Here is a 24469-nt window from a genome sequence, read left to right as displayed (position 1 = left end):
CTGCCCCCCCCCCCACGCCCGCAACTCCCGCTCCGCCCGACACTGCCCCCGGATGCCGCGAAAGCCACTTTCGGGACACCAGATGTCTCGAAAGTGGCTTTCGCGGCATGTTAATCCAGGCGAGAGACCTCAGCCGCTCTTGCGACGGAAGGTGCGCTTGTTCGCGGCCGGACCATGCGCGTGCAGGTTCTTCCCGCCGGCGTTCTCGTGCGCCGAGCCCGAGCGGGCCTGGGCCTGCTTGCGCTCCAGGGCCTCGCGGAACTTGCGCTTGGTGTCGTCCTCTTCGCCATCCGCTGGGGACGGTGCCGGTTCAGTCATTGCTACCTCCGAGGTGACGACATGTGACGTTCTCACCCTGTCAGGAACCGACCGGCTTGGCGAGTCGATTTACGTCACCTGGGCGGCGTGGGCAGCTGGACCGCGCCGCCGAACCGGACCCGGTTCCGCAGCAGCGGCCGCCAGCAGTGGTCGCAGAGCAGGATCGGCTTCAGCCGGTTGCCGCAGTCCACGTGGTCGAGCGTGATGTCCGGCTCCTGACCAGGGACCTCGAAACCCCGTGACCACTCGGCGATGAAGGCCAGCGCGGGGAAGAACGCGAGCCCTTTCGCCGTCAGCCGGTAGTCGTGCGCGTCGGTGCGGGTCTTCGCGGTCCCGGTCCGCAGCACGCCGACGTCCACGAGCTTCGACAGCCGTCCCGAAAGCACGCTGGGCCCGATGCCGAGTTCGCGTTCGAACTCCGAGAAATGCCGTGCCCCGAGCAGCGCGCTCACCACGAGCCCGGTCGACCATCGGTCGCCGAGGAGTTCCATGGTGTCCGGGAAGAACATCAGCGGATCGCCCGCGAGGGATTCGGCGTCCTTGCGGCGAAAGCGTTTCGACGCGGTCGCTTCGACGACGCCGGTGTCGTCGAGCCGCCGCGCGCGGACGTCGCGGGCGTCGACCCGCCGTTCGCAGGAGGCGCAGCCGAGCGGCGCCGAGGTGGCCAGTTCGCAGTCGAGGTGGATCAGCGTCGGCAGCTCGGCGCGCCGCCCCTCGACCCATTCCCGTTCCCATGCCCAGATCGAGATCAGCAGTGGCCACAGGTCGAGGCCGCGTTCGGTGAGCCGGTACTCGTGCCGCGTGCGGCGCGCGTCCCGGTACGGCGTGCGGACGAGCACCCCCGCGTCGACCATCGCGCGCAGTCTCCCGGACAGCGCGGTGGGGGAGATGCCGAGCCGCAGCCGGAGTTCTTCGTAGCGGCGGAACCGCAGGAAGAGGCTCTGCAGAATCAGCAGGGTCCACTGGTCCCCGAGCAGCTCGAGTGCCCGGCGCAGTGGATCGCCCGCCGGCCGGACGCGCCGCGCCGTCGCCTCTGTCACGTGGTTCCTTTCGAGGATGGATGTCGCTGTCAGCGTACTACTGACTACAGCAGTAGAAGTCTATTGACACCTGACTACAGCAATCGTAGTGTCTCGGCCATGGCCAGTACCTCCGAACAGCCGGTGCTGGTGGCAGCCGCCGCCGGCGAATCCGAGGTCAACCCGTATCTGATGGGCGTCTACGCCCCGGTCGGGGAAGAGATCGACGCGAGCGAACTCGACGTCATCGGCGAGCTCCCCGAGGACCTGAACGGCGTATATCTGCGCAACGGGCCCAACCCCCGGTTCGAGCCGGAAGGGCGCTACCACTGGTTCGACGGCGACGGCATGATCCACGCCGTCCACCTGGAGAACGGCAAGGCCCGCTACCGCAACCGCTGGATCCGCACCAAGGCCTTCGAGGCCGAATCCGCGGCGGGCAAGGCGCTCTGGAAGGGCGTCATGGAAGCGTCCGAAGGCAACCCGTTCGGCAACACGCACGGCCTGAACGCCAAGGACAGCGCCAACACCGACCTGATCTTCCATCGCGGCAAGGTGCTCGCCACCTGGTACCTGTGCGGCACGCCGTACGCGGTCGACCCGCTGTCGCTGGAGACGCTGGGCGCGGAGGACTTCCTCGGCACGCTGGTCGGCGACATGATGGCCCATCCGAAGGTCGACGAGCGCACGGGCGAGCTGTTCTGGTTCGACTACGGGCCGCGGCCGCCGTACCTGCGTTACGGCGTGATCAGCGCGGACGGCAAGGTCGCGAGCACGACCGAGATCGAACTCCCCGGCCCGCGCCTGCCGCACGACATGGCGATCACCGAGAACCACGCGATCCTGATGGACCTGCCCCTGGTCCAGGACGGGGCGGCGGCCCGCAACGGGCGGCACAAGCTGGTCTTCGACCGCTCATTGCCGAGCCGGTTCGGGGTGCTACCTCGCTACGGTAACGGTAGCCAGATCCGCTGGTTCGAAGCCAGCCCCTGCTACATCTACCACGTCGTCAATTCCTGGGAGCAGGGCGAGGAAATCGTCCTCGACGTCTGCCGCGTCCAGCGGCCGCAGCCGCGCACTGACGCGCACACCCCGCTCGCCAAGATGCTGTCGTACCTGCGGCTGGACGCTTCGCCGCACCGCTACCGGTTCAACCTGCGGACCGGGCAGTGCCTGGAGGCCCAGCTCGATGACGACAACACCGAATTTCCGTCCGTCGACTCGAGGGTGGTCGGCGGCCGGAATCGCTTCTCCTACGCGGTGCACATCTCGCCGGATTCGACGCTCAAGTTCGACGGCCTGGTGTGTTACGACAATCGTGCCGGCGTCAAGACCGAACACCGTTTCGGTCCGGGCCGGTGGGGCAGTGAGGCGCCGTTCGCACCCCGCGAAGGCGCGGCCGCCGGTTCCGACGACGGCTATCTGGTGACCTTCGTCCAGGACGAGCGTGAGGGGCGCTCGGAGCTGGACGTCTTCGACGCCGCCGATCTCGCTGCCGGACCCGTGGCCAGGGTCCTGTTGCCCCAGCGTGTCCCGCTCGGTTTTCACGCGACCTGGGTCCGGGCGGACCAGCTGGAACCTTCCCGTAACCGATGATCCCCTTCGCGCTCGCCCACCGGAGGGGTGTGGGCAGGCGCAGGGCCGGAAAGCCGCGTCCGAGTCGCCCCTTCCAGGGGGTGGGGCGACTCGGGCCCGGCGGCTTCCACGGAACGCCGTACCGCTCCGGCGAGCGAGCCGATCACGGTCGCGGCGGCGAACACGACGGCGGCGACGCCGGTCTCGGCGGTGAACTGGAGCGCGCCCAGCGTTCCGACGGTGAATCCAGAATGGACACTCCAGGCGATCAGTGCCGTCCCGGCCGCCGCGGCGCGACTGGTCACGGCGCCGGTGACGAGCAGAACCAAGCCCAAGGCCACCAAGGAAAAGACGTGATGTCGCGCCGAACCGAGGAGTCCGGCCACCGACGCCGCGACGACGACGGAGACACAACCGAACGGGAAGCCGAAGCACTCGGTTTTCCTCATCCGCCCAGTCAACTCCGCGTCACCGCACGTGCCGTCCGCGTGAACGGGTTCCCTACGCCTCCGCCGGGATTTTTGACGGAAGGCTGACCCCTAGGGCGTCGTGAGTGCGTGCGCGATGATCGCGTCGGCGATCGCGGGCCACAACTGACGCGGCAGTTCGTGCCCCATTCCGGGGAACAGCAGCAGTTCGGCGTCCGGGATCGCTTCCGCGGTCGCCTTCCCGCCGCTGACGTTGATCAGCGGATCGCTTTCGCCGTGGATGACGAGCGTTGGGACCCGGACCTCGCGCAGCTTCGCCGTGCGGTCACCCGAAGCGACGATGGCGGCGGCCTGCCGCAACGCGCCCGCGGGGTGATTCGCCCGGTCGTAGTTCCGGGTGGCCTTCATCCGCAGGAATTCCTCGTCGGACGGGTGACCGGGCGAACCGACGAGCTTGAACCACGCGACACCGTCTTCGATCGCCTGCTCCCTGGTGGCGGCCGGCGGCCGCGTCAGCCCGGCGAGCGCGGCGGGCTCGGGATGTCCGACCGACGGGTCCCCGGTGGTCGACATGATCGACGTGAGGCTGAGCAGCCGCTCCGGCGAGTCGATCGCGAGCTGCTGCGCGATCATCCCGCCCATCGACGCGCCGACGACATGCGCGCGGCCGAAGCTGAGCGCGTCGAACAGCCCGGTGACGTCGGCGGCGAGATCGGACAGCAGATACGGCGCGGACGTCCGGTCGCCCGCGGCGAGCGCGGCCAGATCCGGCGCGGGGAGATCGTCCAGATAGGACGAAAGGCCGACGTCGCGGTTGTCGAACCGGACGACGTGGAACCCGCCGTCGGCGAGCAGTTCGCAGAAGCCGACCTCCCACGTCACCATCTGGGCGCCGAGGCCCATCACCAGTACCAGCGGCGGATCCGCAGGAGAGCCGAAGGTGTCGTACTCGAGTTCGAGACCGTTCACACGCGCGCGGGGCATGGCAACGATCCTGCCGGAAGCCCCCGCCGTACGACCAGCCGAAGGCGGATACGGTAGCCCGCATGCCGACCTTCCCCGAAGACGCGGGTTCCCGCCCCAGGTCCCGCGCGGCTTCCGGACGGCCGGCCGTCACCGGTGACCGGATCGTCGACGCCGCGCTGGAGCTGTCGGCAGAGTCGGGCCTGGAGAACTGGACGCTGCGGCAGCTCGCGGCCGCCGTCGACGCCTACCCCGCGGTCGTCTACCACCACGTGGGCGACCGGGACACCGTCGTCGTCGCGGTGCTGGACCGGGTGGTCGGCGAATTGACCCTGCCCGACGAGACCCTGCCGTGGCGGGAGTGGTTCGACGAGTTCCTGCCGACCGTGCGGAGAGTGCTGCGCCGCTATCCCGGTTCGGCGCGGCGGCTGGCCCTGTTCGGGCCGTCGGTCGCCGCCGCGGTGCCGAGCATGAACGCCGGCATCGGCCGTCTGCTCGCGGCGGGCTTCGGCACCGAGTCGCCGTTCGCGTACAACCTGCTGCTCGCCACCGCCTGCCAGTTCGTCGCGATGGAGGACGACCGCGAGAGCGCGATGGCGCTCCAGCTCGACCGTTGCGAGGGCTACGCGTCGTACCGCACGCGCGAGGACCTGCCGGGGATGGCGGCGCTGGGCGAGTCGGTTTCGGCGCTGGTCGCGGATCCCGACCTCGCGGCCGGTTACTACGAGCGGCTTTACGATTACGCCGTGCAGCGCTGCCTCGACGGATTGGAACTCAGGCTCACCCAGTTGAACGCTCTCGGAAGTTTGACAGAGCCGTGACAGGGAATCGGCGTAGTGTGGAGGGATACCGGTGCTCGTCACCGGTCATGAAGCCCCTGGCACCCACCTCCCCCTCGAGGTGCCGGGGGCTTCTCTTTTCAGCGGTGCCACCCGATGGCCGCCCGCAGCCCAGCAACACCACCAGCCCCCAAGTCATAGCGGCGGCGCGTGAAGGACCCCTTCCCTCGGCTGAGCCGAGGAAACTCGACCTTCATACCTTGCCGAGTACATGAAGGACCCCTTCCCTCGGCTGAGCCGAGGAAACTCGACCTTCATACCTTGCCGAGTACATGAAGGACCCCTTCCTTGCGCCTAGGTACAGGAAGGGGGCCTTCATGTACTGCAGGAGCCTGACGGACCGGAGCCCCCGGCCAGCCTCTCAGCCTCGCTGGATCTCGGGGAAGACCTCGCCGACCAGCGTGACCAAGGACTTGCTGAGCAACGTGTGCACCTGCGTGCGATCGAGCGAACCGCGGACGAGCCATTCGCGCCCCGCCGCCTTGACCATCCCGCCGAACGCCCGGACGAGCGCGTTCAGCTCCTGCCCGTGTTCGCTCTCGCGGGAGAGCCCGACCGCTTCGAGCACCCGGTCCGCCGATTCGCGGTCGGCCTCCTCCAGGATCCGTTCGACTTCGAGGTCACGGCCGATGCCCTCCGGCGCGATCGCGGCCAGCCACATCTTCTCCTGGCTGGTGACCATGTCCAGGAACCAGTCGATCGCGACGTCGGCACGCAGTTCGAGCGGCCCTTCCGGCAGGATTTCGACGGCGAGCCGGGGCACGGTCAGCGCCCGCCGGATGATCTCCAGGTAGAGCTCGCGTTTGGTGCCGAAGTAATGGTTGATCAGCCCCCTGGCGACCCCCGCCTCCGCCGCGATGTCCGAAGTGGACACTTCCGAGTACGGGCGGTCCCCGAAAAGGCGGGCCGCGCAGGCGAAGATCTGCTCCTTGCGGGCGTCCGGTTCCAGTCTCCGCCATCTCGGCGCCGGCTCGGTGGTCATGCGGTCAATCTTCCCACGATCGATTCAGCGGGGCCGGGCAGCGGCCGAATTCCTGTGACACCAAAAAGCAAAGTGTCAGTTAATCCGGCGTGTACCGTCTGTTGGCCCGCTGGTCTTTACCGTCTTCATTCAGGTGGCATGCCGTGCGCGCTGTCGGGGCGCGTTTGCCTCCTACCGGCCCGGCCTGGCGAGTAACCCCCCCTAGCTCGCCAGGCCCGGGCCTTCTTCTTGCGGTGAGGGACGTTCGGCGGGCAGAAGCAGCGTGAACGTCGTCGGCGACGGGCTGGTCAGCCGCAGCCGCCCGCCCTCCGCCTCGGCCAGGCTCCGCGCCAGCCGCAGCCCGATCCCGTTGCCTTCGTGGTCCTCGGTCCGGTCGGCGGTCGCGAACGGATCGCGGCCGTCCGGGATGGCGCCCTCGTCACTCACGTCGATGGCCAGCGCCTCCCCGGCGTCGCGCGCGAGGACGGAGACCGTGCCGCGCCCGTGTGTCGCCGCGTTGTCCAGCAGTACGGCGAGCACCTGCCGTACCGCCGCGTCCGCCGCCCGTGCCGGGAGCGCCTCGCGTCCGCTGATCCGCAGCGCCCGGCCCCGTCCGGCGAGCAGCCCGTGCCAGGTCTGCCGGATCTCTTCGAAGAGTTTGCCCAGGTCGAGCCGGGCACGCGGGGCCCTGGTCTGCTTGGCCAGCGCCAGCAGGTCGTCGATGGTGCGTTCCAGGCGGTCGGCCGACGCGATGCCGTCGCGGATCGTCGCGTAGGGGTCGCGATCGGGGCTCTCCAAGGCCGCCTCGAGTTGCAGGCGCAGGCCGGTCAGCGGCGTCCTCAGCTGGTGGGAGGCGTCGGAGGAGAAGGTCCGCTCGCGTTCCAGCGTCTCGCCGATCCGCTCGGACGTGACGTCGAGCGCTTCGGCGACCTGATCGATCTCGCGGACCCCCGTCCGGCGGGCGCGGACGGTGAAATCGCCCTCGCCGAGGCGTTCGGCGGTGGCGGCCAGATCCTCCAGCGGCCGCGCCAGGCGGGTGGCGATCCGGCGCCCGATCAGCCAGCTGGCCCCGATCGCGAGACCGGCGAGCACGATCATCTTGATCCAGGTCAGCCGGATCTGGGCGTCCAGTTCGGACCGCGGGTGGGCGGCGCGGACCACGCCGACCAGCGACTTCCCGCTGAGCACCGGGACGGCCAGGACGACCTCGTCTTCGCGGGTCCCGGTCGCCATGTCGGTGTGGTGCGCTTCGCGGACGTATCGGTCTTCGCTGGCCGGGCCGTTGCCTGCGAGGAGCCTGCCGGTCGGGGTGTAGACCGCGACCCTGATCCCGCGGATGCGGTCCTTGTCCGGTTTGATCGGCCGGAGCTCCGGGACCCGGCCGTTGGCGAGATCGCCGGTCACGTCGAGCACGACCGTGTCGGCGACCCGTTCGAGGTCGTGGGTCGAGTTGCCCTCGTGGAACCTGGCGACCGCGAGGGCCAGCGGCGCCCCGAACAGGGTGATCGCCAGCACCGCGGCCAGCACGGTGAGAGTGACGATCCGGCGGCGCACGGACAGAGTGTGGCCGACGAGCGCGAGGATCACCCACTCGACGCGATATTTTGCCGTCCGTTGACCTGAGATCAAGGCGATGTTGACCCCGTTCGCCTTACCTTGGGGCCATGCGCCGACGTGCCGCCGTCATGGCAGGCCCGGGGCCCGGATCCGTCCCCCTCGTCCGGTTCGCCGTCCCGGGCGAGTGTGTGGCCGTGCTGCCCGCCGGAAGCGGCGGGACTCCCGGCGTCGGCATGCTGCTCAGACGCGGCAACCTCTTCGATCACCTCACCGTCGCGCGGAACGTCGTGCTGGCGGGACGGCTGGCCGGCCGCCCCCTCCGCGCCGCGGACGACCTGCTCGAACTGGTCGGGCTGGCCGGACGCGGTGGCGACTATCCGGGCACGCTGTCGGCGCTGGAAAGCGCGCGTGCCGGAGTCGCCGTCGTACTGGCCGGAGCCCCTGAGAGGGTCCTCGCCGACGAGCCAGCCGGTGAACTCGACGGGCTCGCCGCACTCGAACTCATGGATCTGCTGTGCGCCGTCGCGGCCCGCGGGACGGCCGTCGTCGTGGCGACCCGCGACCCCGAGATCGCGGCGGCCGCGCACCGGGTCGTGAGAGTGGCGTGACGGCACCACTGGTCCGTACCGACGAGCTGGCGCACACCTACGGTTCCGGGCTGACCGCCGTGGTCGCCGTGCACGGCGTCACCTGCGAAATCTGCGCCGAGACCCGCGCGGTGGTGACGGGCAGGGCGGGCGCCGGGAAGACGACGTTGCTGCATCTGCTCGCCGGGATGAAGAAACCGACGGCGGGCACCATCGACTGGCCGGCCTTCGAGCCGTCGCCGCCGGGCCCCGACCTGGTCGGGCTGATGCTGCAGGACGGCGGGCTGCTGCGCGATCTCGACGTCCGGCTCAACGTCGCCCTGCCGCTGGTGCTCGCCGGCCGCACCGGTACCGCGGTCCGCGACGCCGTCGACGGCGCGCTGGAGCTGGTGGGCCTGGCGGGCTTCGCCAAGAAGGCCCCTCGCGACCTGACCGGTGAGCAGATCCGGCTCGCCGTCCTGGCCAGGGCGCTCGCGCCCGCGCCGAAACTGATCCTCGCCGACGACCCGGCGGGCTGGCTCGACCAGCGCGAAGGGGAGCGGCTTCTCGGCAGGCTCCTGCGGGCCGCGGACCAGCTGGGCGCCGGACTGCTGGTGGCCACGGCCGAAGAGGCCCCGGCCGGGCTGTTCGGCGAGCGCTGGGCGATGGTCGACGGGAAGCTGGTGCGGGACCGGTGATCGCGGCGATGGCGTTGTGGGTCGGCGGGATCGCGCGGGTGCGTCCCGCCAGGCTCGGTGTCCCCGCGGCCGGGGTCGCGATCGTGACCACACTGCTCGCGGTGCACGACTGGACCTGGACCCCGGCACCGCGGTGGATCCCCGCGATGGTGCTCGTGGTGCTGCTGGCCACCCCGTCGGCGCGGGTGCTGAGGGCGGATCAGGACCTGCTGCGTGCCCGCGGCGCCACCGGCGGGCAGGTACTCGGACTGGCCGCCGCCGAAGCCGCGGCGGCGGGGCTCGCCGGCGGCGTGACCGGGGTGACCCTGTCCCTGGCCTGTGGCTTCTCGACCGGTACCGGAGTAGCGGTCGTCCGGGAAATCGTTCTCTTGCTGCTCGCCGGACTGCTCGTCGCGGCACTCGCCATCCTGCCCCCGGTGCTGCGCGAGTGGTACTTCGTCCCGGCCGACGGCGGGCCGCCCTGGTGGTCGCCCTACGGCATCGACTTCATCCTGCTCGCGCTCGCCTTCGTCTGGCCGCTGTTCGGCTGGGCGGGCGGCACGATGCTGCTGTGGCGGTTGGTGGAGCTGGGGCTGCGGAAGGGGAAGCGGGTGATCGGGGGGATACTCCGGCCGCTCGTTTCGGGGCTCGCGGGGGTGATCGCGCTGTCCATTTCGTGGCGGAGCGCGCTATTGGCGCGATCGGTGGTGCTGGTCGCGCTGGCGGTGGCCTTCGCCATCTCGACCGCCCTCACCAAGGACGGCTGCGGCGAGGCCGGGGTGGATCTGATCGCGTCCCTGATCCTCGCGGCGGCCGCGGCGGGCCCCTCGTTCGGGGCGGCGCTCAACGAACGCCGCCGCGATCTGCTGATCGTGAGCACGCTCGGCGGGAAACGCCGCCAGGTGGCGGCGTTCATCGCGGGCGACGCGCTGGTCGTCGGCGGCGGTGGCCTGATCGCCGGGCACCTGCTGGGCGTGCTGTTCGTGTTCCTCGCGCAGGTGGAGAGAACGCCTTCGCCGCACGGGTACTTCGGGTTGCTGGCGGTGGTGGTGATCGTGTCGTGTGTGGCGGCGTCGGCGCGGATCGCGCAGCTGGCCGCCCGGGACGAGGTCTCCGACCTGCGCGACTACTGAGTCTCGAAGGGCTGTTCGAGACGGTAGCCGTGGCCGCGCAGCGTCGAAATCCTCGGCGCCTGCTCGGGGGTGGGCGCCGACTCGGTCAGCTTCCGGCGCAGCGCGGCGATGTGGACGTCGAGGGTCTTCGTCGAGCCGTACCAGTGCGCGTCCCACACCTCCGACATCAGCGTGTCCCGGCTGACCGCGACGCCCGGCTGCTCGGCCAACCGGGCGAGCAGGTCGAACTCCTTGGCCCGCAACGAGATCTCTCGCCCGCCGACGCTGACCCGCCGTCCGGCGGTGTCCACCCGCAGATGGCCGACGGCGATCGCGGGCCTGCTCTCCGGCGGAGCCGTCCCGCGCCGCAGATGCGCCCGGACCCTGGCGAGCAGCTCGCCGAGCCGGATGGGTTTGGTGAGGTAGTCGTCGGCGCCGGCTTCCAAGCCCACGACTACGTCCATCTCCTCCTGCCGCGCGGTCAGGATGACCAGGACGGCGCCGGGAAGCTCCGCCCGCAGCCGACGGCAGACCTCGACCCCGTCCAGATCCGGCAGGCCGAGATCGAGCAGGACGAAGTCGATGCCACCGTCCGCCGCGGCCGCGAGCGCGGTGCGGCCGTCCCGCTGCCAGGAGACCTCGTAGCCGTGCAGGCGGAGGGTCGATTCGAGGACACCGCCGATCGCGTCGTCGTCTTCCACCACCAGCAGTTTCGGCATGCGGGGGAGCTTAACCCTTGAACACTGTTCTTTTCGGGAATGACGTTACGAACACCACCTCTTCCGTAACGGGGCGCTAACGTTTCCTTCGATATGTCCATAAAGGACAGAGCGCGGCCGCGGCGAGGCACAGCCAGGCGAACACGTCACCGACACGGCTGTACACGGTCTGTGTTCTCGGCTCCACCGGCAGATCGGCGACGAGCGTCTGCTGATCCGTGCGGTAGTAGTCGGCGTGCCCGAGCACCCGGCCCTGGCTGTCCACAGCTGTGGAATTCCCGTGGGTGGAGTGCCGGAACAGCGAGTAGCCGTTTTCCACCGCGCGGAAGCCCGCCTTTTCCGCGTGCAGCGAGCCGAAACCGGGCCAGTCGTTGGCGGGGACGAGCATCAGCGAGGTGCCCTTGTCCGCGGCTTGGCGCATCAGGCCGGGGAAGTCGGCGTCGTAACAGATCACCGCAGCGAGCCGTCCGTACGGCGAATCCGCGGTGGGGACGTTCCCCGGGCCGGGTGTCATCGGTTCCATCGGCGTCGGATGCGTCTTGTCGTAGGTCCACAGCACCTCACCGGACGGTCCGACGAGCACGGCCAGGTTGCGGATGTAGGGAGCCTGTGACGTGTAGAGCGCGTACGCGAGCCCGACGTGGATACCGGCTTGTTTCGCTTGGTCGCCGACCCGTTTCAGCAGCGCCGCCTGATCCCGTTCCAGGACACGGGCGTGAGTTTCCGGCCAAAGCACGATCTTCGCCCCCGCCGAGGCCTGCTGCCCGGTCCTCGTCACGAGATCGTCGGTGACCGGCGCGAAGGCCGCACCGACGGCGACCGGGTCGGCCGCGCTGACTTCCTGTGCCCGCCAATACTTCACCCCGATGCGTTCCAGTGCGTCGGAACTCGACCGGTCGGCCTCGGACGACGGGCTGATCCCCGCGATCCGCACGGTCTCAGTCGGGGGAGCGTCGAACAGCAACCGCGCGCCACCGGCGGCGAACACCACGCCGAGCAGGCAAAGGTGGACGAGGACCGTGCGCTTGACCGGTCGCCATCCTTCCGCCCACACGGTGTTCGCCACCGACGCGAACCACGCGAGGACGAAGGTGAGGCCGTACACGCCGGTCACGGACGCCGTCTGGAGCAGCGGCAGGTTCGTGGCCTGCGTGCTGCCGAGCGCGCCGAAGTCCCCGAAGCCGGTGATCACCGTGAAGAGGTACTCGCCCGCGACGAGCGTCACCGGGAACACCAGTGTCCTCAACGGCCCGGCGCGGCCGGCGAGCAGCCGATCGGCCAGGAACGCCGTCGTCTGCAGTACCGCGAGCACCGTGAAGGCGAGCAGCGCGGAGAGCACGAACAGCAGGCCGGTGACCCCGAGCCAGAACAGCTGGCCGATCAACAGGGACAGGCCCACCATCAGGATCGCGCGCCGCAGGGGGACCAGGCGGGCGTAGCGGAGCAGGAAGACCGGGAACACCCAAGCCGCGAGCGGAACGTTCCAGTCGGTGTGGACGGCGAGCAGGAGCAACGCTGTGCCCAGCCACCAGAGCAGCCGTGGTTTCATACCGCGAACGGTAGGAAACCACGGCCGCCAGGACAGCGGACCTTGGGCAGCGAGCGACCCTTACTTTCGTCAGGAAACGTGGTCCCGGTAGGCCTGGACGGTCTCCGCGAGCACCTCGCCACCGGGACGCCGCCAAAGGTCGGCGTCGAACACCTCGACCTCGATCGGCCCGGTGTAGCCGGCGGCTTCGACGCACGCCTTGAGGTGCCGGTGGTCGATCGGGCCGTCCCCGGGCAGCGCGCGGCCGAGCAGGGTGTCGGTCAGGGGCACCTTCTGGTCGCAGACGTGGAATCCGGCGATCCGGCCCGCCGCGGCGGCGATCGACTCCTCGATCCGCGGGTCCCACCAGACGTGGAACTCGTCGACGATCACGCCGACCTGATCGGCCGGATGCTCACGCGCGATCGCCAGCGCCTGGTCCACAGTGGACAGGACCGAGCGTTCTGCGCACTGCATGGGGTGCAGCGGTTCCAGGCCGAGGCGGACCCCGCGCTCACCGGCGTACGGCGCCAGCTCGCCGACCGCGTCCGCGACCCGCTGCCTGGACGACTTGAGATCGCCGTTCACCCCGCCGACGACCAGGACGAGGACGTCCGCGCCCAGCGCGGCGGCTTCGTCGATCGCCTCCCTGGTCTGCGCGACACCGTCCACAGGGGACCCTTCCGGAGTGATCCCGGTGAAGAAACCACCACGGCACAACGACGACACGCCGACGTCGTACTCCTTGAGCAGCCGGACGGTCTCCTCGACGCCGGTCTCGGCGACCTTGTCCCGCCACAGGCCGATCCAGCGGACGCCCGCTTCGGCGCAGCCCGCGACGGCCTCCGGCAGCGACCACGCCTTGGTGGTGATCTGGTTCAGGCTCAGCCGGTCCATCAGGCCACCCCCGCCGCGGCCAGCAGCGGCCGCATCCGCGCGACGGCGAGGTCCGGGTCGGTGAGCGCGCCGGCGGCGTCCGCCAGGCGCAGCAGTTCGGCCAGATGCGTGATGGAGCGGGCCGACTCGCGGCCGGCGACCATGCGGAAGTGGTCCTGGTGCCCGTTGAGATAGGCGAGGAAGACGACGCCGGTCTTGTAGTTCCTGGTCGGCGCCCGGAAAATGGCCCGGCTCAGCGCCACCGTCGGGTCGAGCAGGCCGTGGAAGCCGTCCTTGTCGCCTTCGTCGAGCCGGGCGAGCGCGGCGCCGGCGACCTGCGCGACGGCGTCGAAGATGCCCAGCAGCGCCTCGCTGTGGCCCTGGTCGTCCCCGGCGATGAGCTCCGGATAGTTGAAGTCGTCGCCGGTGTAGCACTTGACGCCTTCGGGCAGCGCGCGGCGGAACTCGGTCTCGATCGACGCGTCGAGCACGGAAACCTTGACCCCGGCGATCACGTCGGCGTGCTCGGCGCAGAGCCTGCCCAGTTCCTCGGCCGCCTTACGGACGTCACCGTGCCCCCAGTAGCCCGCCAGCGCCGGGTCGAACTGTTCGCCGAGCCAGTGCAGCAGGACCGGCCGGTCCGCGCCGGAGAGCAGTTTCCCGTACGCGGCATGGTAATCCGCGGGCCCGGAAGCCGACGCGGCCAGCGCCCGGCTGGCCATCACGACCGGGATCGCCCCGGCCTCGCCGACCAGGTCCAGCTGCTCGCGCCAGGCGTCCACAATGGACCCCGCGGTCGCTTCGCCGTCGGGAAGCTGATCGGTGCCGACGCCCGCCACCCACGGCCGTCCGGCGGCGAGTGCCCCAGTGCGCCGGATGAGATCCTTGGTGGTCGCCCAGTCCAGGCCCATCCCGCGCTGCGCGGTGTCCATCGCCTCGGCGACGCCGAGACCGCAGGACCACAGGTGCTCGCGGAAGGCGAGCGTGGTGTCCCAATCCAGTACCGCGCCTTCTTCGGGATCGGCGGGGGCGAGCGGATCGGCGACCACGTGCGCGGCCGCGTAGGCGATCCGGGAGGTCGGCGGGGTCGCCGGTTTCGCGGGCGTTTCCGCCCCTCGGGGCGTCCACTCCGCCAGTCCGCCGTCGGCGGTGGGCAGGGCGATCAAGGTCATCGGGTCTCCGTGGCGCGGGGGATGAGAAAGCGCTTTCTCGGGCCACGGTAAGTCACCTCGTGGGGCGCACACAAGGGTTTCAGCGAGCGGGAGCTGCGGTGCTGCGGCGCAGGACGACCTCGCCGGACATCCGCACCACCCGCGGCCGGGTGCCGGGCGAGGCCTTGAGTGCCAGGTCCATGGCCCGTTCGCCCAGCTTCTCCAGCGGCAGCGCGACCGTGCTCAGCGCGGGCGTGAGATCGCGCACTACCGGGATGTCGTCGAAACCGGCGATCGACATCTCGCCGGGCACGGAGACACCGGCGTCGCGCAGCGCCGACATCGCGCCGATGGCCATCACGTCGGTCACCGCGAACACACACGTCGGCCGCTGCTTCCGCGGCCGGGCGAGGACCTTCTCCATCGCTTCGTAACCGCCGTCGCGGGTGAACGCCGCCTCGACGACGTCGTCCTCGGCCAGCTCGACGCCGTGCTCCAGCAGTTCCGCCGCGAAACCGTCGAGACGGTCCACGACGGTCGTCAGGCTCTTCGGCCCGGCGAGCACGGCGAACCGCCGGTGCCCCAGGTCGAGCATGGCCTTCGCCAGCTCGGCGCCGCCACCGCGGTTGTCGGGCTGGACGGTGTCCACTTTGAGCCCGCGATGCCTGCTGACCGCGGCGACGTGCCCGCCGCCGCGCCGGTACGGCTCGAGTTCGGCGGCCATCGCCTTTTCCCACGCCTTGTCCTCGAACGCTGAACCGATCAGCAGAATGGCCGACGCGCGCTGGGCGCGCAGCGTCGAAACGTAGGCGACCTCCTTGGCCGGATCGCGGAACGTGCTCGCGAGCATCACCAGAAGATCGTTTTCATTCGCCACGCGCATGACCCCGCCGGCGATCGCGGCGAAATACGGATCGCCGACGTCGTGACAGATCACCCCGACGGTGGGCTGTGAGCCACCGGCCAATGCCTGAGCGTGAGCATTGGGGGTATAGGACAGCTCGGAGGCCGCGGCGATCACTCGTTCGCGGAGATCTCCCCGGACGGTGGCGGTGCCGTTGAGTACGCGGGACGCGGTCGCGAGCGACACGTCCGCGGTGCGCGCCACGTCCTCCAGCGTCACGTGGGGGCGAGCCTTCATCGATCCTCCAAGCGGGCGTTTGGGGCATAGTGGCGGATATGCTCGGCCTTTACCCGGAAATCGAACCTTACGTCCAAGGGATGTTGCCCGTCGGTGACGGCAACGAGATCTATTGGGAGGAGTGCGGCGATCCCGATGGCAAGCCGGTGATCTTCCTCCACGGCGGGCCCGGAGGCGGTTCGACTCCGAGACATCGCAGACTGTTCGACCCTGGGCGGTATCGGATCGTCCTTTTCGATCAACGCGGTTGCGGGCGCAGCACACCGAACTGCGCCACCCCGGAGGCCGATCTCTCGGTCAACACGACGTGGCATCTGGTCGCCGACATCGAGCGTTTGCGCGAGCATCTGGACATCGAACACTGGATGGTCCTCGGCGGCTCGTGGGGGAGTGTGCTCGGGCTGACCTACGCGGAAACCCACCCCGGCCGGGTCACGGAACTCGTTCTCCGCGGCGTCGCCACCTTGCGGGTGAAGGAACTGCAATGGCTCTACGGCGGGGGAGCGGCGTTCCTCTTCCCCGAGGCGTGGTCGCGTTTCCTCGCCCCGGTGCCGTATTCGCGCCGCCAGGACAACCTGATCGAGGTCTATCACGAACTGCTGAGCCATCCGGATCCCGCCGTGCACGGCCCCGCCGCGATCGCGTGGAGCCGCTGGGAGGGGGAGACGGTCAAACTGCGCCCGCAGGACGAAGTGATCGACGCGTTCAGCGACCCTTCGTTCGCCCTCGCTATCGCGCGGATCGAGAACCACTACTTCCGGCACGGCGGCTGGCTGGCCGAAGATCAATTGCTGCGCGACGCCGGGAAGCTCCGGGACATCCCGTGCGTTCTGGTCCAGGGACGCTACGACGTGGTCACCCCGGCCATCACCGCGTGGGAGCTCAGCCAGGTGCTGCCCACGGCGGAGCTGAAGATCGCGGGCGACTCGGGTCACGCGTTCGACGAACCCGGCATCCTGCACGAGTTGATCAGCGCGACCGACCGGTTCGCGTCAGACTGGCAGGGCGCCGGTACACGCCAGGACGAGAGGAACGCTGACATGCTTTTCGGTGACGAGCACGTCCGTCGCTACGAAGAGACCGACGGCGAGGTGGGCCACGACTGGGAGAAGGGCGCTCCTTGCCTCATCCTCACCACCAAGGGCCGCAAGACCGGTGAGGACCGCAAGTTCGCGCTGATCTACCAGTTCGACGACGACAACAATCCGGTGATCGTGGCGTCCAAGGGCGGCGCGCCGGACGACCCGGGCTGGTACAAGAACCTGCAGGCCAACCCCGAGGTCAAGGCGCAGGTCAAGGCGGACAAGTTCACCGCGCGGGCCCGGACCCTCGAAGGTGAGGAGCGCGCGAAACTGTGGGAGAAGCTCGCCGCGGTCTGGCCGGACTACAACGAGTACGCGAAGAAGACCGACCGTGAGATCCCCGTGGTGGTGCTCGAGCGCGTGTGATCCGCGCCGCGTTCACGCGTGGTTTCAGCCGAACCCGGGCGGGTTCGGCTACGAATTACGTCCATGGTGCTGAGACCCCGTGAACGCTGGACCGCGCTGAGCCCCGCTTCGGGTGACCTGCTGACGTTCCGCCAGATGATCGCCTTCGGCCGGCGCTTCGCCCGCGCCGGCCGGGGCGCCTGGTTCGCCTTCGCGATCAACGTCGTGTGGCCGTTCCTCGTGCTGTTCACCCGGTTCCGGGTGCGCGGCGGGGAGCACCTGCCCTCGTCGGGCGGTTTCCTGGTGGCGTCGAACCACCTCTCGTTCGCCGATCCGACGACGGTGACCGCGTACTGCCTGGCGCACGGTCGCGTGCCGCGCTACCTGGCGAAGGCGAGCCTGTGGGACGCGCCCGTCATCGGCTCGGTGATGCGCTCCGGCAAGCACATCCCCGTCTACCGCGGTGCGGCCACGGCGTCCGACGCGTACCGCGACGCCGTCAGCGCCGTCCGTGAGGGTGAATGCGTCGTCATCTTCCCGGAGGCGACCTTCACGGATCACCCGGACGGGTGGCCCATGCGCGGCAAGACCGGGATCGCGCGGATCGCGCTGGAGACCGGTGTCCCGGTGATCCCACTGGCGAACTGGGGCACGCACCACCTGCTGCCGTCCGACGCCGTGCTGCCGCGCGCCTTCCCGCGCAAGACGGTGAACCTGGTCGCCGGGCCGCCGGTGGACCTCTCGGACCTCATGACATCCTCGCCGTCCCGTGAGGTGCTGGAGGAGGCCACGAAGCGGATCATGACCGCGGTGACCGAACTGCTGATCGAGATCCGCGGTTCGCGCCCCGAGTAGGCAGTCTCACCCTTCGGACCGTCCCGGTGAAGGGTAGGTTTCGGGGTATGAGTGCACACTATGACGTCGTTGTCCTGGGGGCCGGAGTCGGCGGTTACGTGGCGGCGATCCGGGCGTCGCAACTGGGGCTGAGCGCGGCGGTCGTGGAGGAGAAATACTGGGGCGGCGTATGCCTCAACGTCGGCTGCATCCCGTCGAAGGCGCTGCTGCGCAACGCCGAACTCGCGCATATCGTCACCAAAGAGGCGAAGTCGTTCGGGATCCAGGTCGAGGGGAAGGTCAGCTTCGACTACCAGGCCGCCTTCGACCGCAGCCGCAAGGTCGCGGACGGGCGCGTCAAGGGCGTGCACTTCCTGATGAAGAAGAACAAGATCACCGAATACGACGGGCACGGCACCTTCCTCGACGCCAACACCATCGAGGTCAACGGCGAACGGGTCACCTTCGACCACTGCGTGATCGCCACCGGCGCCACCGCGCGCCTGCTGCCGGGCACCACGCGCAGCGACCGCGTGGTCACCTACGAACAGCAGATCATGGAAAACGAGCTGCCGGAGAGCATCATCATCGCCGGCGCGGGCGCGATCGGCGTCGAATTCGCCTACGTGCTGCACAACTACGGCGTGAAGGTGACCATCGTCGAGTACCTCGACCGGATGGTCCCGCTCGAAGACGCCGAGGTCTCCGCCGAACTCGCCCGCCGCTACCGGAAGCTCGGCATCGAGGTACTGACCTCCACCAAGGTCGAGTCCATCGACGACACCGGCGACCAGGTGCTCGTGACCGTGTCGAAGAACGGCGAATCGCGCGTCCTCGAAGCGGACAAGGTGTTGCAGGCCATCGGTTTCCAGCCGAGGGTCGAGGGATACGGCCTCGACAAGACCGGCGTGGAACTGACCGAGCGCGGCGCCATCGCCGTCGACTCGCGCGGCCGCACCAACGTCCCGCACATCTTCGCGATCGGCGACGTCACCGCGAAACTGATGCTCGCGCACGCCTCCGAATCCATGGGCGTCGTCGCCGCCGAAACCATCGCGGGCGCCGAGACGATGGAACTCGACTTCGTGATGATCCCGCGCGCGACCTACTGCCAGCCGCAGATCGCCAGCTTCGGCTGGACCGAAGAACAGGCCCGCGAAAAGGGCTTCGACGTCCGGGTGGCGAAGTTCCCCTTCACCGCCAACGGAAAGGCGCACGGCCTCGGCGAGGCGGTCGGCTTCGTGAAGATCCTGAGCGACGCGACGCACGGCGAGCTTTTGGGCGCGCACCTGATCGGCCCCGAGGTGACCGAACTGCTGCCGGAGCTGACTCTGGCGCAGCAGTGGGACCTGACGGTGCACGAGATCTCGCGGAACGTGCACGCTCACCCGACTCTGGGGGAAGCGGTCAAGGAAGCCGTGCACGGTCTTGCCGGCCACATGATCAACATGTAAGCGTGAACCTGCCCTGACCTGCGGTTTCGCGGGTCAGGGCAGGTGTCAGGCCGTGGCCAGGCCGTCATGCAGCCTGGTCGCCGAGCGTGTCGTCGAAGAAGTCGTCGACGGCCTTCCGGGTCCGAGCGTGGCTACTCGGCAGGAGATGCGTGTACACCCGGAGCGTGAAGCCGGGGTCGGTGTGGCCGAGGTACTGCGACAGCGCCTTGATCGACTCGCCAGCGTCGAGCAGGACCGACGCGTAGAGGTGCCGCAGCGCGTGCACGCCGTCGGCCCTGGTCGGTTTCTCCACCCCGGCGTCCTTGAGCGCGGGCAGCCAGAAGTTCACCCGGAACCGCTCAGCTACGAGCACCTTCCCGTACCCGTTCACCATGAGCAGGCGGACCGTGGTGGGTTCGCCGCCCGGATGCGACCAGGGGAGCGTGACTTCGGTCGCCGGGAACTCCTCGGCGTACTCGTCGAGGAGGCCGAGCAGCTTCCTCCCGATCGGCACCTCACGCGACTTACCGCCCTTAGGCGGAGCGAACACCGGTTTCCCGGCGACCACTCGAACCTGTCGGGTGATGTACGCCAGGTCCTTGGTGCGGTCGACGTCATCGAGCGAGAACCCGAACAGCTCACCCTTCCGCAGGCCCAGACCGGCCGGGACGTCGACAGCGGGCTTGTACCGCCTCGGGAGGTTGTCCCGCACCGCCCGAGCCCGTTCGCGGGACCAGGGCACGACCTGGTTCCGGCTCGTCCTCGGACGCGAGATCACCTTGGACAGCGCCGGATTCTCCGAGATCTTCTTGTCCGCCATCGCGAAGTTCAGGATCGACACCAGGTGTCCGAAGTAGAGCGCCCGTGACGTCTCCGAGGCTTCATCGTCCTGGAGCTTCCGTAACCACGCCTGAATGTGGCTCGGCCGGATCGACCCGACCGCCTTCTTGCCGAAGTACGGAAGCAGGTGGACGTTGACGCGCGTCGCGAAGCGCTCCCGACTGGTGTAGTCGACCGTCTGCGAGTCCAGCCAGCTCTGTGCGACGACCTCAAAGAGCACCTGACCCGCACGCGGGTCGATGTACTTGCCCTCGCGCTTGTCCGACTCCATCTCGATCAGGAAGTCTTCGGCATGCTTCTTTTGCTTGTCCGGGAAGGACTTCGACCGTTCACTACCGTCCGGGTCGAGGTAGCGGACCTTGTACCGCATCCCGACGCCGTACAGTTCGGTCTTCTCCAGAACGGGTTTTCCGCGAGCGTTGAGCCGCAGGTTCCCCTTGGCGTCCTTGGCGGGTTTGTACCAGCGATCTTGGATGTGTCCCATCAGGCGGCCTCCTCAGCAACCCAGGCCCGGACCTTGGTCGGGTCATAGCGGAGGTGACGGCCGATCTTCCGTACCGGCGGTCCCTCACCGAGCCATTTCCATTGGTAGAGCGTCTTCACTGGCACGCGGAGGTAGTCCGCGACGTCTTCGACTGACCACAGTGGATCGATGCTGTCCATGCCTTCCCCCTTAAGCCGCGAGCGGAGTTGCCGAAAGATCCGGTGGACTCTGTGCGGCTAGTAGTGCCTTGTCGTACTCGGCTTTCCAGGTGATGCGTTCGGAGATGGCGTGCATGACCAGGTGGTCCTGAGGAGGCACGGACGGGTCTCCGGAGTCGACCTTGCGCCAGACGAGCCGAGCCGGGTCCGGTGCGGGTTTCTCGATCCCGACCGCCGCCAGCGCTTGTTGGACGAACGCCTTCCGGTCCGCCTTGTGGTCGACGAGTGTCTTCCCCGACCACTTGCGCGACACCAGCACCCGCCGCCCCGGCAGGCCGAGAGTGGTCCGCCGATGCGCCCGTCCCTTGCAGCGCCCTGGTGTGGTCTTTCCGTTGGCTCCCTTGGGATTGATCCCGTACAGCAGCCACACCGCGCACCGAGGCGAGCACGGTGTCACCGACAGCTCAGCGTGCAACCGGTCGTGGTGATCCTTCTGCCGCACGGTGTCGGCTTCCACGACCTCACCGGTGGACTTGGTCAGGTACTTGGTCAGATAGCCGATGTGACGCCCGGCCTCTTCGGTCCCGCCGAGGATGCCTTTCGAGTGGACCTGACGGCCGAAGGTGACCACGTGCGCCGGGGCTTCCACGGCCTCCACTGCGTCGTCAAACTCGGTCAGCGGCTCGCGGGTATCCGGGTCGACGAATATCCGGCGGTCGCCGTCCCACAGTGGCATCCGGTCGACGTAGACGATCTGGTCATGGTTGGGCCACCAGACCTGGTGATAGGTCGCTTCGGTGACTTGGCGGATGACGTCGTGCGGGACCGATCCCCGGATAGCCGCGTGCAGGTGCGGGGCTGCCCGTCGTTGGGGTTCGACGGTGGCGAAGTACTGCGCGTCCCAGCCCACGACCCGCCGCAGGTTCTGCCACCACCGGTCCACCAGGGCCGAGAAGTGCACCGCGTCCCGAGCCGCCCGCCGGTAGTCATACGTCGCCGGGTCGACCGGTGCACCGTCGGAGCGGACCGGGCCGTAGGTGTCGCAGGTGAGCGTGACGAACATCGACGGCCGAAACCGTCCCGCGTACTCCCTGCCCACGGTGGTCTTGGCGACCTTGCGACGAGGGAGGTTCGGCGCGTCCTGCCGCCGTTTCGTCGAGCGCTTCACCGCCTTCTTCGTGGGCAGGTCGATCGACGGGAGGCGGCCCCGCATCCCGAGTTGCCGAAGTTCCTCATCGACACTCTGGATCTCCTCCCGCAACTCCTCGGCTTCACCCTGGTCCGTCTCTTGCCGGTAAGCGGCAACGAGGTCAGCCCGAAACGCCAGCAGCTCCGTCTGAGCCTCGGACGGTGGCTTCGGGGTGAAGTCCGGTTCGGTCTCCATGTGCCAGCCCTCGCGGCACTGGACCTGTCGCAACGCCTTCGCCTTGCGAGCACACGGCAGGCACACCGATTCGACCGTTGAGCCACACGGGACGGGGACGTACCGGAGTTCTCCGGTGTCGGTGTCCCCGACCTCCATCGTGAACGGCCGGACACAGACCCCGTGCTTCTCAGCGGTCGCTTTCACCACGTCGGAGGCGAGTGGTTCGCGCATCCGGGCGGCGCGGGTTTTGGCCGGCGGGGTCACCGCGGCTTCCTTGGCGCTCATCAGGCAGCCACCTCCCCAGGTGCGTTCCACTGCCGCAGCACGAACACCGGCATCTCCTGCCTCATCCCCGCAGGCAAGTCCGGGAAGGTGGCTTCGTCGAACCAGACGCCGCCGTAGACCACCACCGGGATGCCGCAGGGAGTCCGGCCAGTGAGTTCGAGGTGCACCGAGGCACCGCCCGCAGGCCGCCACAGGGACGCCTTCACGTCCTCCAGGGAGTTGGCCCAGGTGAGCAAGCCGCGCGCGACGTCCTCAAGCCGACGAGAGTCGAGTTGCACCGTGATCGGATCAGGCCCTACCCCAACCCGGACCGAGGCGGCCGGAGGCAGCGCGAACGAGTCGAGGTGGTCGCGGATCGCGTCGAGGAAGACCATCAGCCGGTTCACGCCGCCACCCCCTCAGGGCCGCGACGGGTAGCCAGGTCGACGACATGAGCGCCGCCGTTGGTCACGTAGGTCTCCAGCGCCTTGACCGTCTCGTCCGGGACCCAGCCAGCTCGGACCCGCAGCGGTTCGCGGATGCCTTCGCCCCAGATGTAGCCGACGCCCGCAGCCGACTCGTCGATCCGGTTAGCCCACGCCCCACGCTCATAGGCGCCGTCACCGAGGACCATCCCGACGTGGGTCTTCGAGGTGACGCGCAGGCACACCCGCCGGGGGAACAGCTCCCGAACCGGAACGGTGTCCTTCGTCGGCTCCTGCACATACCCGCGCACCGTGTACCCGAGTGCCCGACCTTGAGTGGTCAGGATGGCGACTCGTTCGACGATGGCTTCGCGGGTCTTGCGGTCGGTGTACTTGGTGAGTGCGCCGATTTCGTCGAACTCCAGGACCTCCAACGGGTAGTCGGTGGAGATCGGCACCTCACGGGTGTGCCCGGCGAACTCGCGCTTACGGGACTCAAGACCGCCGAGCAGGTCGTCCAGGACCTCGATGGCTTCCTTGCCCGTGACGCCGTAGCGGGCGAAGATTCCACGCCCGTAGGCCAGTTCCATCCCCTTCGGGTCGATCCCCGAGACCCGTACCGTCCCGGCCCGGATCGCCGAGGCCGCCGACACCAGCGGGCACCACATGACCGAGTTCTTCCCGGCTCCAGTGGCACCGGCGACGAGCATGTGCGCGCCCGGACCGGTCAGCGGCAGCCGCCAGTCCTTCCCGTACTCGGTCCGTCCGGCGAAGACCCGCCGCAGATCCACGCCGTCGACGGCCGCCAGGTCAGGCAGCTCCGCACAGTCAACCGGTGCTTTGAGCAGGTCTCGGCGTTGGAAGTCGAGCGAGACGACGTTGGGTTCCAGCTCCCGCACCTGGCACCGCGTGACCTTGCGAGCCACAGCCAGGGCACGGGCGGCGTCGTCGAAGTCCTCCGGCTTCTGGCCAGGCACGAGCCGGACACGAACCTCATCCCACGACGGCCCCGACTTCACCCCCAGCACCTTCGGCACCTGTACCGCCGTGCCACCCGCAGTACGAGAGACCGCCTTCCGGCGACGGCCAACCAGATTCACCGTCACTTCCAACGGCACGGTGCCGTCAGAGATCGACAGGCCGCAGGCGCGGAGCCAGCCAGGAAGCTTCCGGGCGTAGGTGAACCAGCGCAGCCACCACGCCCGCAGGAACCGGCCACAGCACCGGTCGAACGTCACCACGTCGAGCAGCCGCCACACCACCAGGCCCACCGAGACCGACCCCACTGTGATCGCGAGTGACGGCCAGCCGAGCCACTGCCACCAAGCCACAACTGCGACCACACCGAGGCTGGTTCGCCAGTGCGTGAAGACCTGCTTTCCCAGCCACATCAACAACTTCACCGCCGACCACAGGGCGATGAAGACCACCGCAGCAGCGGCCAGGACTTCCGCGATCGTGGCGAGCGCGCGGCCGAGCTTGTGCAGCAGCCACACCACCACACCGAGCACGCCGCCGCCGACGAGGAGAGGACCGATTCCGTTCGTGTTCATCGGCGACCGCCGCCGGTCAGGTCCAGCGGCAGCATTCCCCGGCAGGGAGCGCATTGCGTCTCGCCGGGCAGGAGCTTCGCGAACCGCTTGCAGACTGTGCAGCGCGTTCGGGTGACCCCGTCTAGCGGCCGGTTGTTGCCATCGTTTAGCGTTGTCATTGTTCACTTCCCAGTGGTTGTGGACAGCGCAGGACCGGCGAGGTTTCCTAGGCCAGTTACCGGTTCTGCGCCTTACGGGACTTGCACAGCGCGTGAG

24 protein-coding genes are annotated in these 24469 nt (G+C 69.0%); 8 read left to right on the top strand and 16 right to left on the bottom strand.

Annotated features, from left to right (window positions below; genetic code table 11):
- Positions 1–129: 129 nt before the first annotated feature.
- Both ACFVM3_RS19155 and ACFVM3_RS19150 read right to left on the bottom strand, forming a co-directional pair.
- Complete coding sequence (locus ACFVM3_RS19155) at positions 130–318, bottom strand: DUF5302 domain-containing protein (protein WP_076164687.1); 189 nt, start codon at positions 316–318, stop codon at positions 130–132.
- 74 nt (positions 319–392) lie between these two features.
- Positions 393–1358, bottom strand: coding sequence for a winged helix-turn-helix transcriptional regulator (locus tag ACFVM3_RS19150; protein ID WP_378440307.1), 966 nt, complete (start codon positions 1356–1358; stop codon positions 393–395).
- Between the two features lie 99 nt (positions 1359–1457).
- Between ACFVM3_RS19150 and ACFVM3_RS19145 the strand changes: the two genes are divergently transcribed.
- Positions 1458–2933: a carotenoid oxygenase family protein gene (locus tag ACFVM3_RS19145; RefSeq protein ID WP_378440305.1), complete on the top strand. Its 1476-nt coding sequence runs from the start codon at positions 1458–1460 to the stop codon at positions 2931–2933.
- Here the strand turns inward: ACFVM3_RS19145 and ACFVM3_RS19140 are convergent.
- Together ACFVM3_RS19140 and ACFVM3_RS19135 are read right to left on the bottom strand one after the other, a co-directional pair.
- Complete coding sequence (locus ACFVM3_RS19140) at positions 2882–3361, bottom strand: hypothetical protein (RefSeq protein WP_378440303.1); 480 nt, start codon at positions 3359–3361, stop codon at positions 2882–2884. The two genes, ACFVM3_RS19145 and ACFVM3_RS19140, sit on opposite strands and share 52 nt — an antisense overlap.
- Before the next feature lie 90 nt (positions 3362–3451).
- Complete coding sequence (locus tag ACFVM3_RS19135) at positions 3452–4324, bottom strand: alpha/beta fold hydrolase (protein ID WP_378440301.1); 873 nt, start codon at positions 4322–4324, stop codon at positions 3452–3454.
- 62 nt (positions 4325–4386) lie between these two features.
- Between ACFVM3_RS19135 and ACFVM3_RS19130 the strand changes: the two genes are divergently transcribed.
- Positions 4387–5124, top strand: a complete 738-nt coding sequence (locus tag ACFVM3_RS19130) for a TetR/AcrR family transcriptional regulator (protein WP_378440299.1) — start codon at positions 4387–4389, stop codon at positions 5122–5124.
- Positions 5125–5503: 379 nt separating this feature from the next.
- Here ACFVM3_RS19130 and ACFVM3_RS19125 read toward each other — a convergent pair whose 3' ends face one another.
- Both ACFVM3_RS19125 and ACFVM3_RS19120 read right to left on the bottom strand, forming a co-directional pair.
- Positions 5504–6124 (bottom strand): TetR/AcrR family transcriptional regulator, encoded by a 621-nt coding sequence (locus ACFVM3_RS19125; RefSeq protein ID WP_378440297.1) that lies wholly within the window; start codon positions 6122–6124, stop codon positions 5504–5506.
- A gap of 201 nt (positions 6125–6325) precedes the next feature.
- The gene (locus ACFVM3_RS19120; protein WP_378440295.1) at positions 6326–7690 is read right to left on the bottom strand and encodes a sensor histidine kinase; all 1365 of its coding nucleotides are present in this window, start codon (positions 7688–7690) and stop codon (positions 6326–6328) included.
- Between the two features lie 77 nt (positions 7691–7767).
- Here ACFVM3_RS19120 and ACFVM3_RS19115 point away from each other — a divergent pair, with 77 nt between their 5' ends.
- The 3 genes from ACFVM3_RS19115 to ACFVM3_RS19105 are packed head-to-tail and all read left to right on the top strand — an operon-like array spanning position 7768 to position 10036.
- A complete protein-coding gene (locus ACFVM3_RS19115; RefSeq protein WP_378440293.1) occupies positions 7768–8268 on the top strand; it encodes a lipoprotein ABC transporter ATP-binding protein in 501 nt (166 codons plus the stop codon).
- Positions 8265–8924, top strand: a complete 660-nt coding sequence (locus ACFVM3_RS19110) for an ATP-binding cassette domain-containing protein (RefSeq protein ID WP_378440292.1) — start codon at positions 8265–8267, stop codon at positions 8922–8924. Before ACFVM3_RS19115 ends, ACFVM3_RS19110 begins: the two co-directional genes overlap by 4 nt.
- Positions 8921–10036, top strand: coding sequence for an ABC transporter permease (locus ACFVM3_RS19105; RefSeq protein ID WP_378440290.1), 1116 nt, complete (start codon positions 8921–8923; stop codon positions 10034–10036). Before ACFVM3_RS19110 ends, ACFVM3_RS19105 begins: the two co-directional genes overlap by 4 nt.
- On the opposite strand, the gene ACFVM3_RS19100 is transcribed toward ACFVM3_RS19105, so the two are convergent.
- The 5 genes from ACFVM3_RS19100 to ACFVM3_RS19080 form a co-directional block, all read right to left on the bottom strand.
- The gene (locus ACFVM3_RS19100) at positions 10030–10734 is read right to left on the bottom strand and encodes a response regulator transcription factor (RefSeq protein ID WP_378440288.1); all 705 of its coding nucleotides are present in this window, start codon (positions 10732–10734) and stop codon (positions 10030–10032) included. The genes ACFVM3_RS19105 and ACFVM3_RS19100 overlap by 7 nt on opposite strands.
- Positions 10735–10810: 76 nt before the next feature.
- Positions 10811–12283 (bottom strand): apolipoprotein N-acyltransferase, encoded by a 1473-nt coding sequence (locus ACFVM3_RS19095; RefSeq protein WP_378440286.1) that lies wholly within the window; start codon positions 12281–12283, stop codon positions 10811–10813.
- A gap of 69 nt (positions 12284–12352) precedes the next feature.
- Positions 12353–13159, bottom strand: a complete 807-nt coding sequence (locus ACFVM3_RS19090) for a sugar phosphate isomerase/epimerase family protein (RefSeq protein ID WP_378440285.1) — start codon at positions 13157–13159, stop codon at positions 12353–12355.
- A complete protein-coding gene (locus tag ACFVM3_RS19085) occupies positions 13159–14310 on the bottom strand; it encodes a dihydrodipicolinate synthase family protein (protein WP_378440283.1) in 1152 nt (383 codons plus the stop codon). Before ACFVM3_RS19085 ends, ACFVM3_RS19090 begins: the two co-directional genes overlap by 1 nt.
- A 79-nt stretch (positions 14311–14389) precedes the next feature.
- Positions 14390–15430, bottom strand: a complete 1041-nt coding sequence (locus ACFVM3_RS19080; RefSeq protein WP_378440281.1) for a LacI family DNA-binding transcriptional regulator — start codon at positions 15428–15430, stop codon at positions 14390–14392.
- A gap of 38 nt (positions 15431–15468) precedes the next feature.
- Here ACFVM3_RS19080 and pip point away from each other — a divergent pair, with 38 nt between their 5' ends.
- The 3 genes from pip to lpdA all read left to right on the top strand — a co-directional run bounded on the left by pip (position 15469) and on the right by lpdA (position 19145).
- A complete protein-coding gene (pip, locus tag ACFVM3_RS19075) occupies positions 15469–16878 on the top strand; it encodes a prolyl aminopeptidase (RefSeq protein WP_378440279.1) in 1410 nt (469 codons plus the stop codon).
- A gap of 63 nt (positions 16879–16941) precedes the next feature.
- Positions 16942–17712, top strand: a complete 771-nt coding sequence (locus tag ACFVM3_RS19070) for a lysophospholipid acyltransferase family protein (protein ID WP_378440277.1) — start codon at positions 16942–16944, stop codon at positions 17710–17712.
- 47 nt (positions 17713–17759) lie between these two features.
- Positions 17760–19145: a dihydrolipoyl dehydrogenase gene (gene lpdA / locus ACFVM3_RS19065; RefSeq protein WP_378440275.1), complete on the top strand. Its 1386-nt coding sequence runs from the start codon at positions 17760–17762 to the stop codon at positions 19143–19145.
- A 64-nt stretch (positions 19146–19209) separates the two neighbouring features.
- On the opposite strand, the gene ACFVM3_RS19060 is transcribed toward lpdA, so the two are convergent.
- Genes ACFVM3_RS19060 through ACFVM3_RS19040 form a run of 5 tightly spaced genes read right to left on the bottom strand, consistent with a single transcriptional unit; the run spans position 19210 to position 24214 of the window.
- Positions 19210–20448, bottom strand: a complete 1239-nt coding sequence (locus tag ACFVM3_RS19060) for a tyrosine-type recombinase/integrase (protein WP_378440273.1) — start codon at positions 20446–20448, stop codon at positions 19210–19212.
- Entirely contained in the window at positions 20448–20627 is a 180-nt protein-coding gene (locus ACFVM3_RS19055) for a helix-turn-helix domain-containing protein (RefSeq protein ID WP_007033922.1), read from the bottom strand. Before ACFVM3_RS19055 ends, ACFVM3_RS19060 begins: the two co-directional genes overlap by 1 nt.
- A 10-nt stretch (positions 20628–20637) precedes the next feature.
- Positions 20638–22257 (bottom strand): replication initiator, encoded by a 1620-nt coding sequence (locus ACFVM3_RS19050; protein WP_378440271.1) that lies wholly within the window; start codon positions 22255–22257, stop codon positions 20638–20640.
- Entirely contained in the window at positions 22257–22643 is a 387-nt protein-coding gene (locus tag ACFVM3_RS19045) for a hypothetical protein (RefSeq protein ID WP_378440269.1), read from the bottom strand. The genes ACFVM3_RS19050 and ACFVM3_RS19045 overlap by 1 nt, the downstream gene beginning before the upstream one ends.
- Positions 22640–24214, bottom strand: coding sequence for an FtsK/SpoIIIE domain-containing protein (locus ACFVM3_RS19040; RefSeq protein WP_378440267.1), 1575 nt, complete (start codon positions 24212–24214; stop codon positions 22640–22642). Before ACFVM3_RS19040 ends, ACFVM3_RS19045 begins: the two co-directional genes overlap by 4 nt.
- Between the last annotated feature and the right edge of the window lie 255 nt (positions 24215–24469).

This window comes from Amycolatopsis sp. NPDC057786 (assembly GCF_042797905.1).
GTDB lineage: Bacteria > Actinomycetota > Actinomycetes > Mycobacteriales > Pseudonocardiaceae > Amycolatopsis.
Note: the sequence above shows the minus strand (reverse complement) of the source record. Positions and strands in the feature narration are given on the sequence as shown.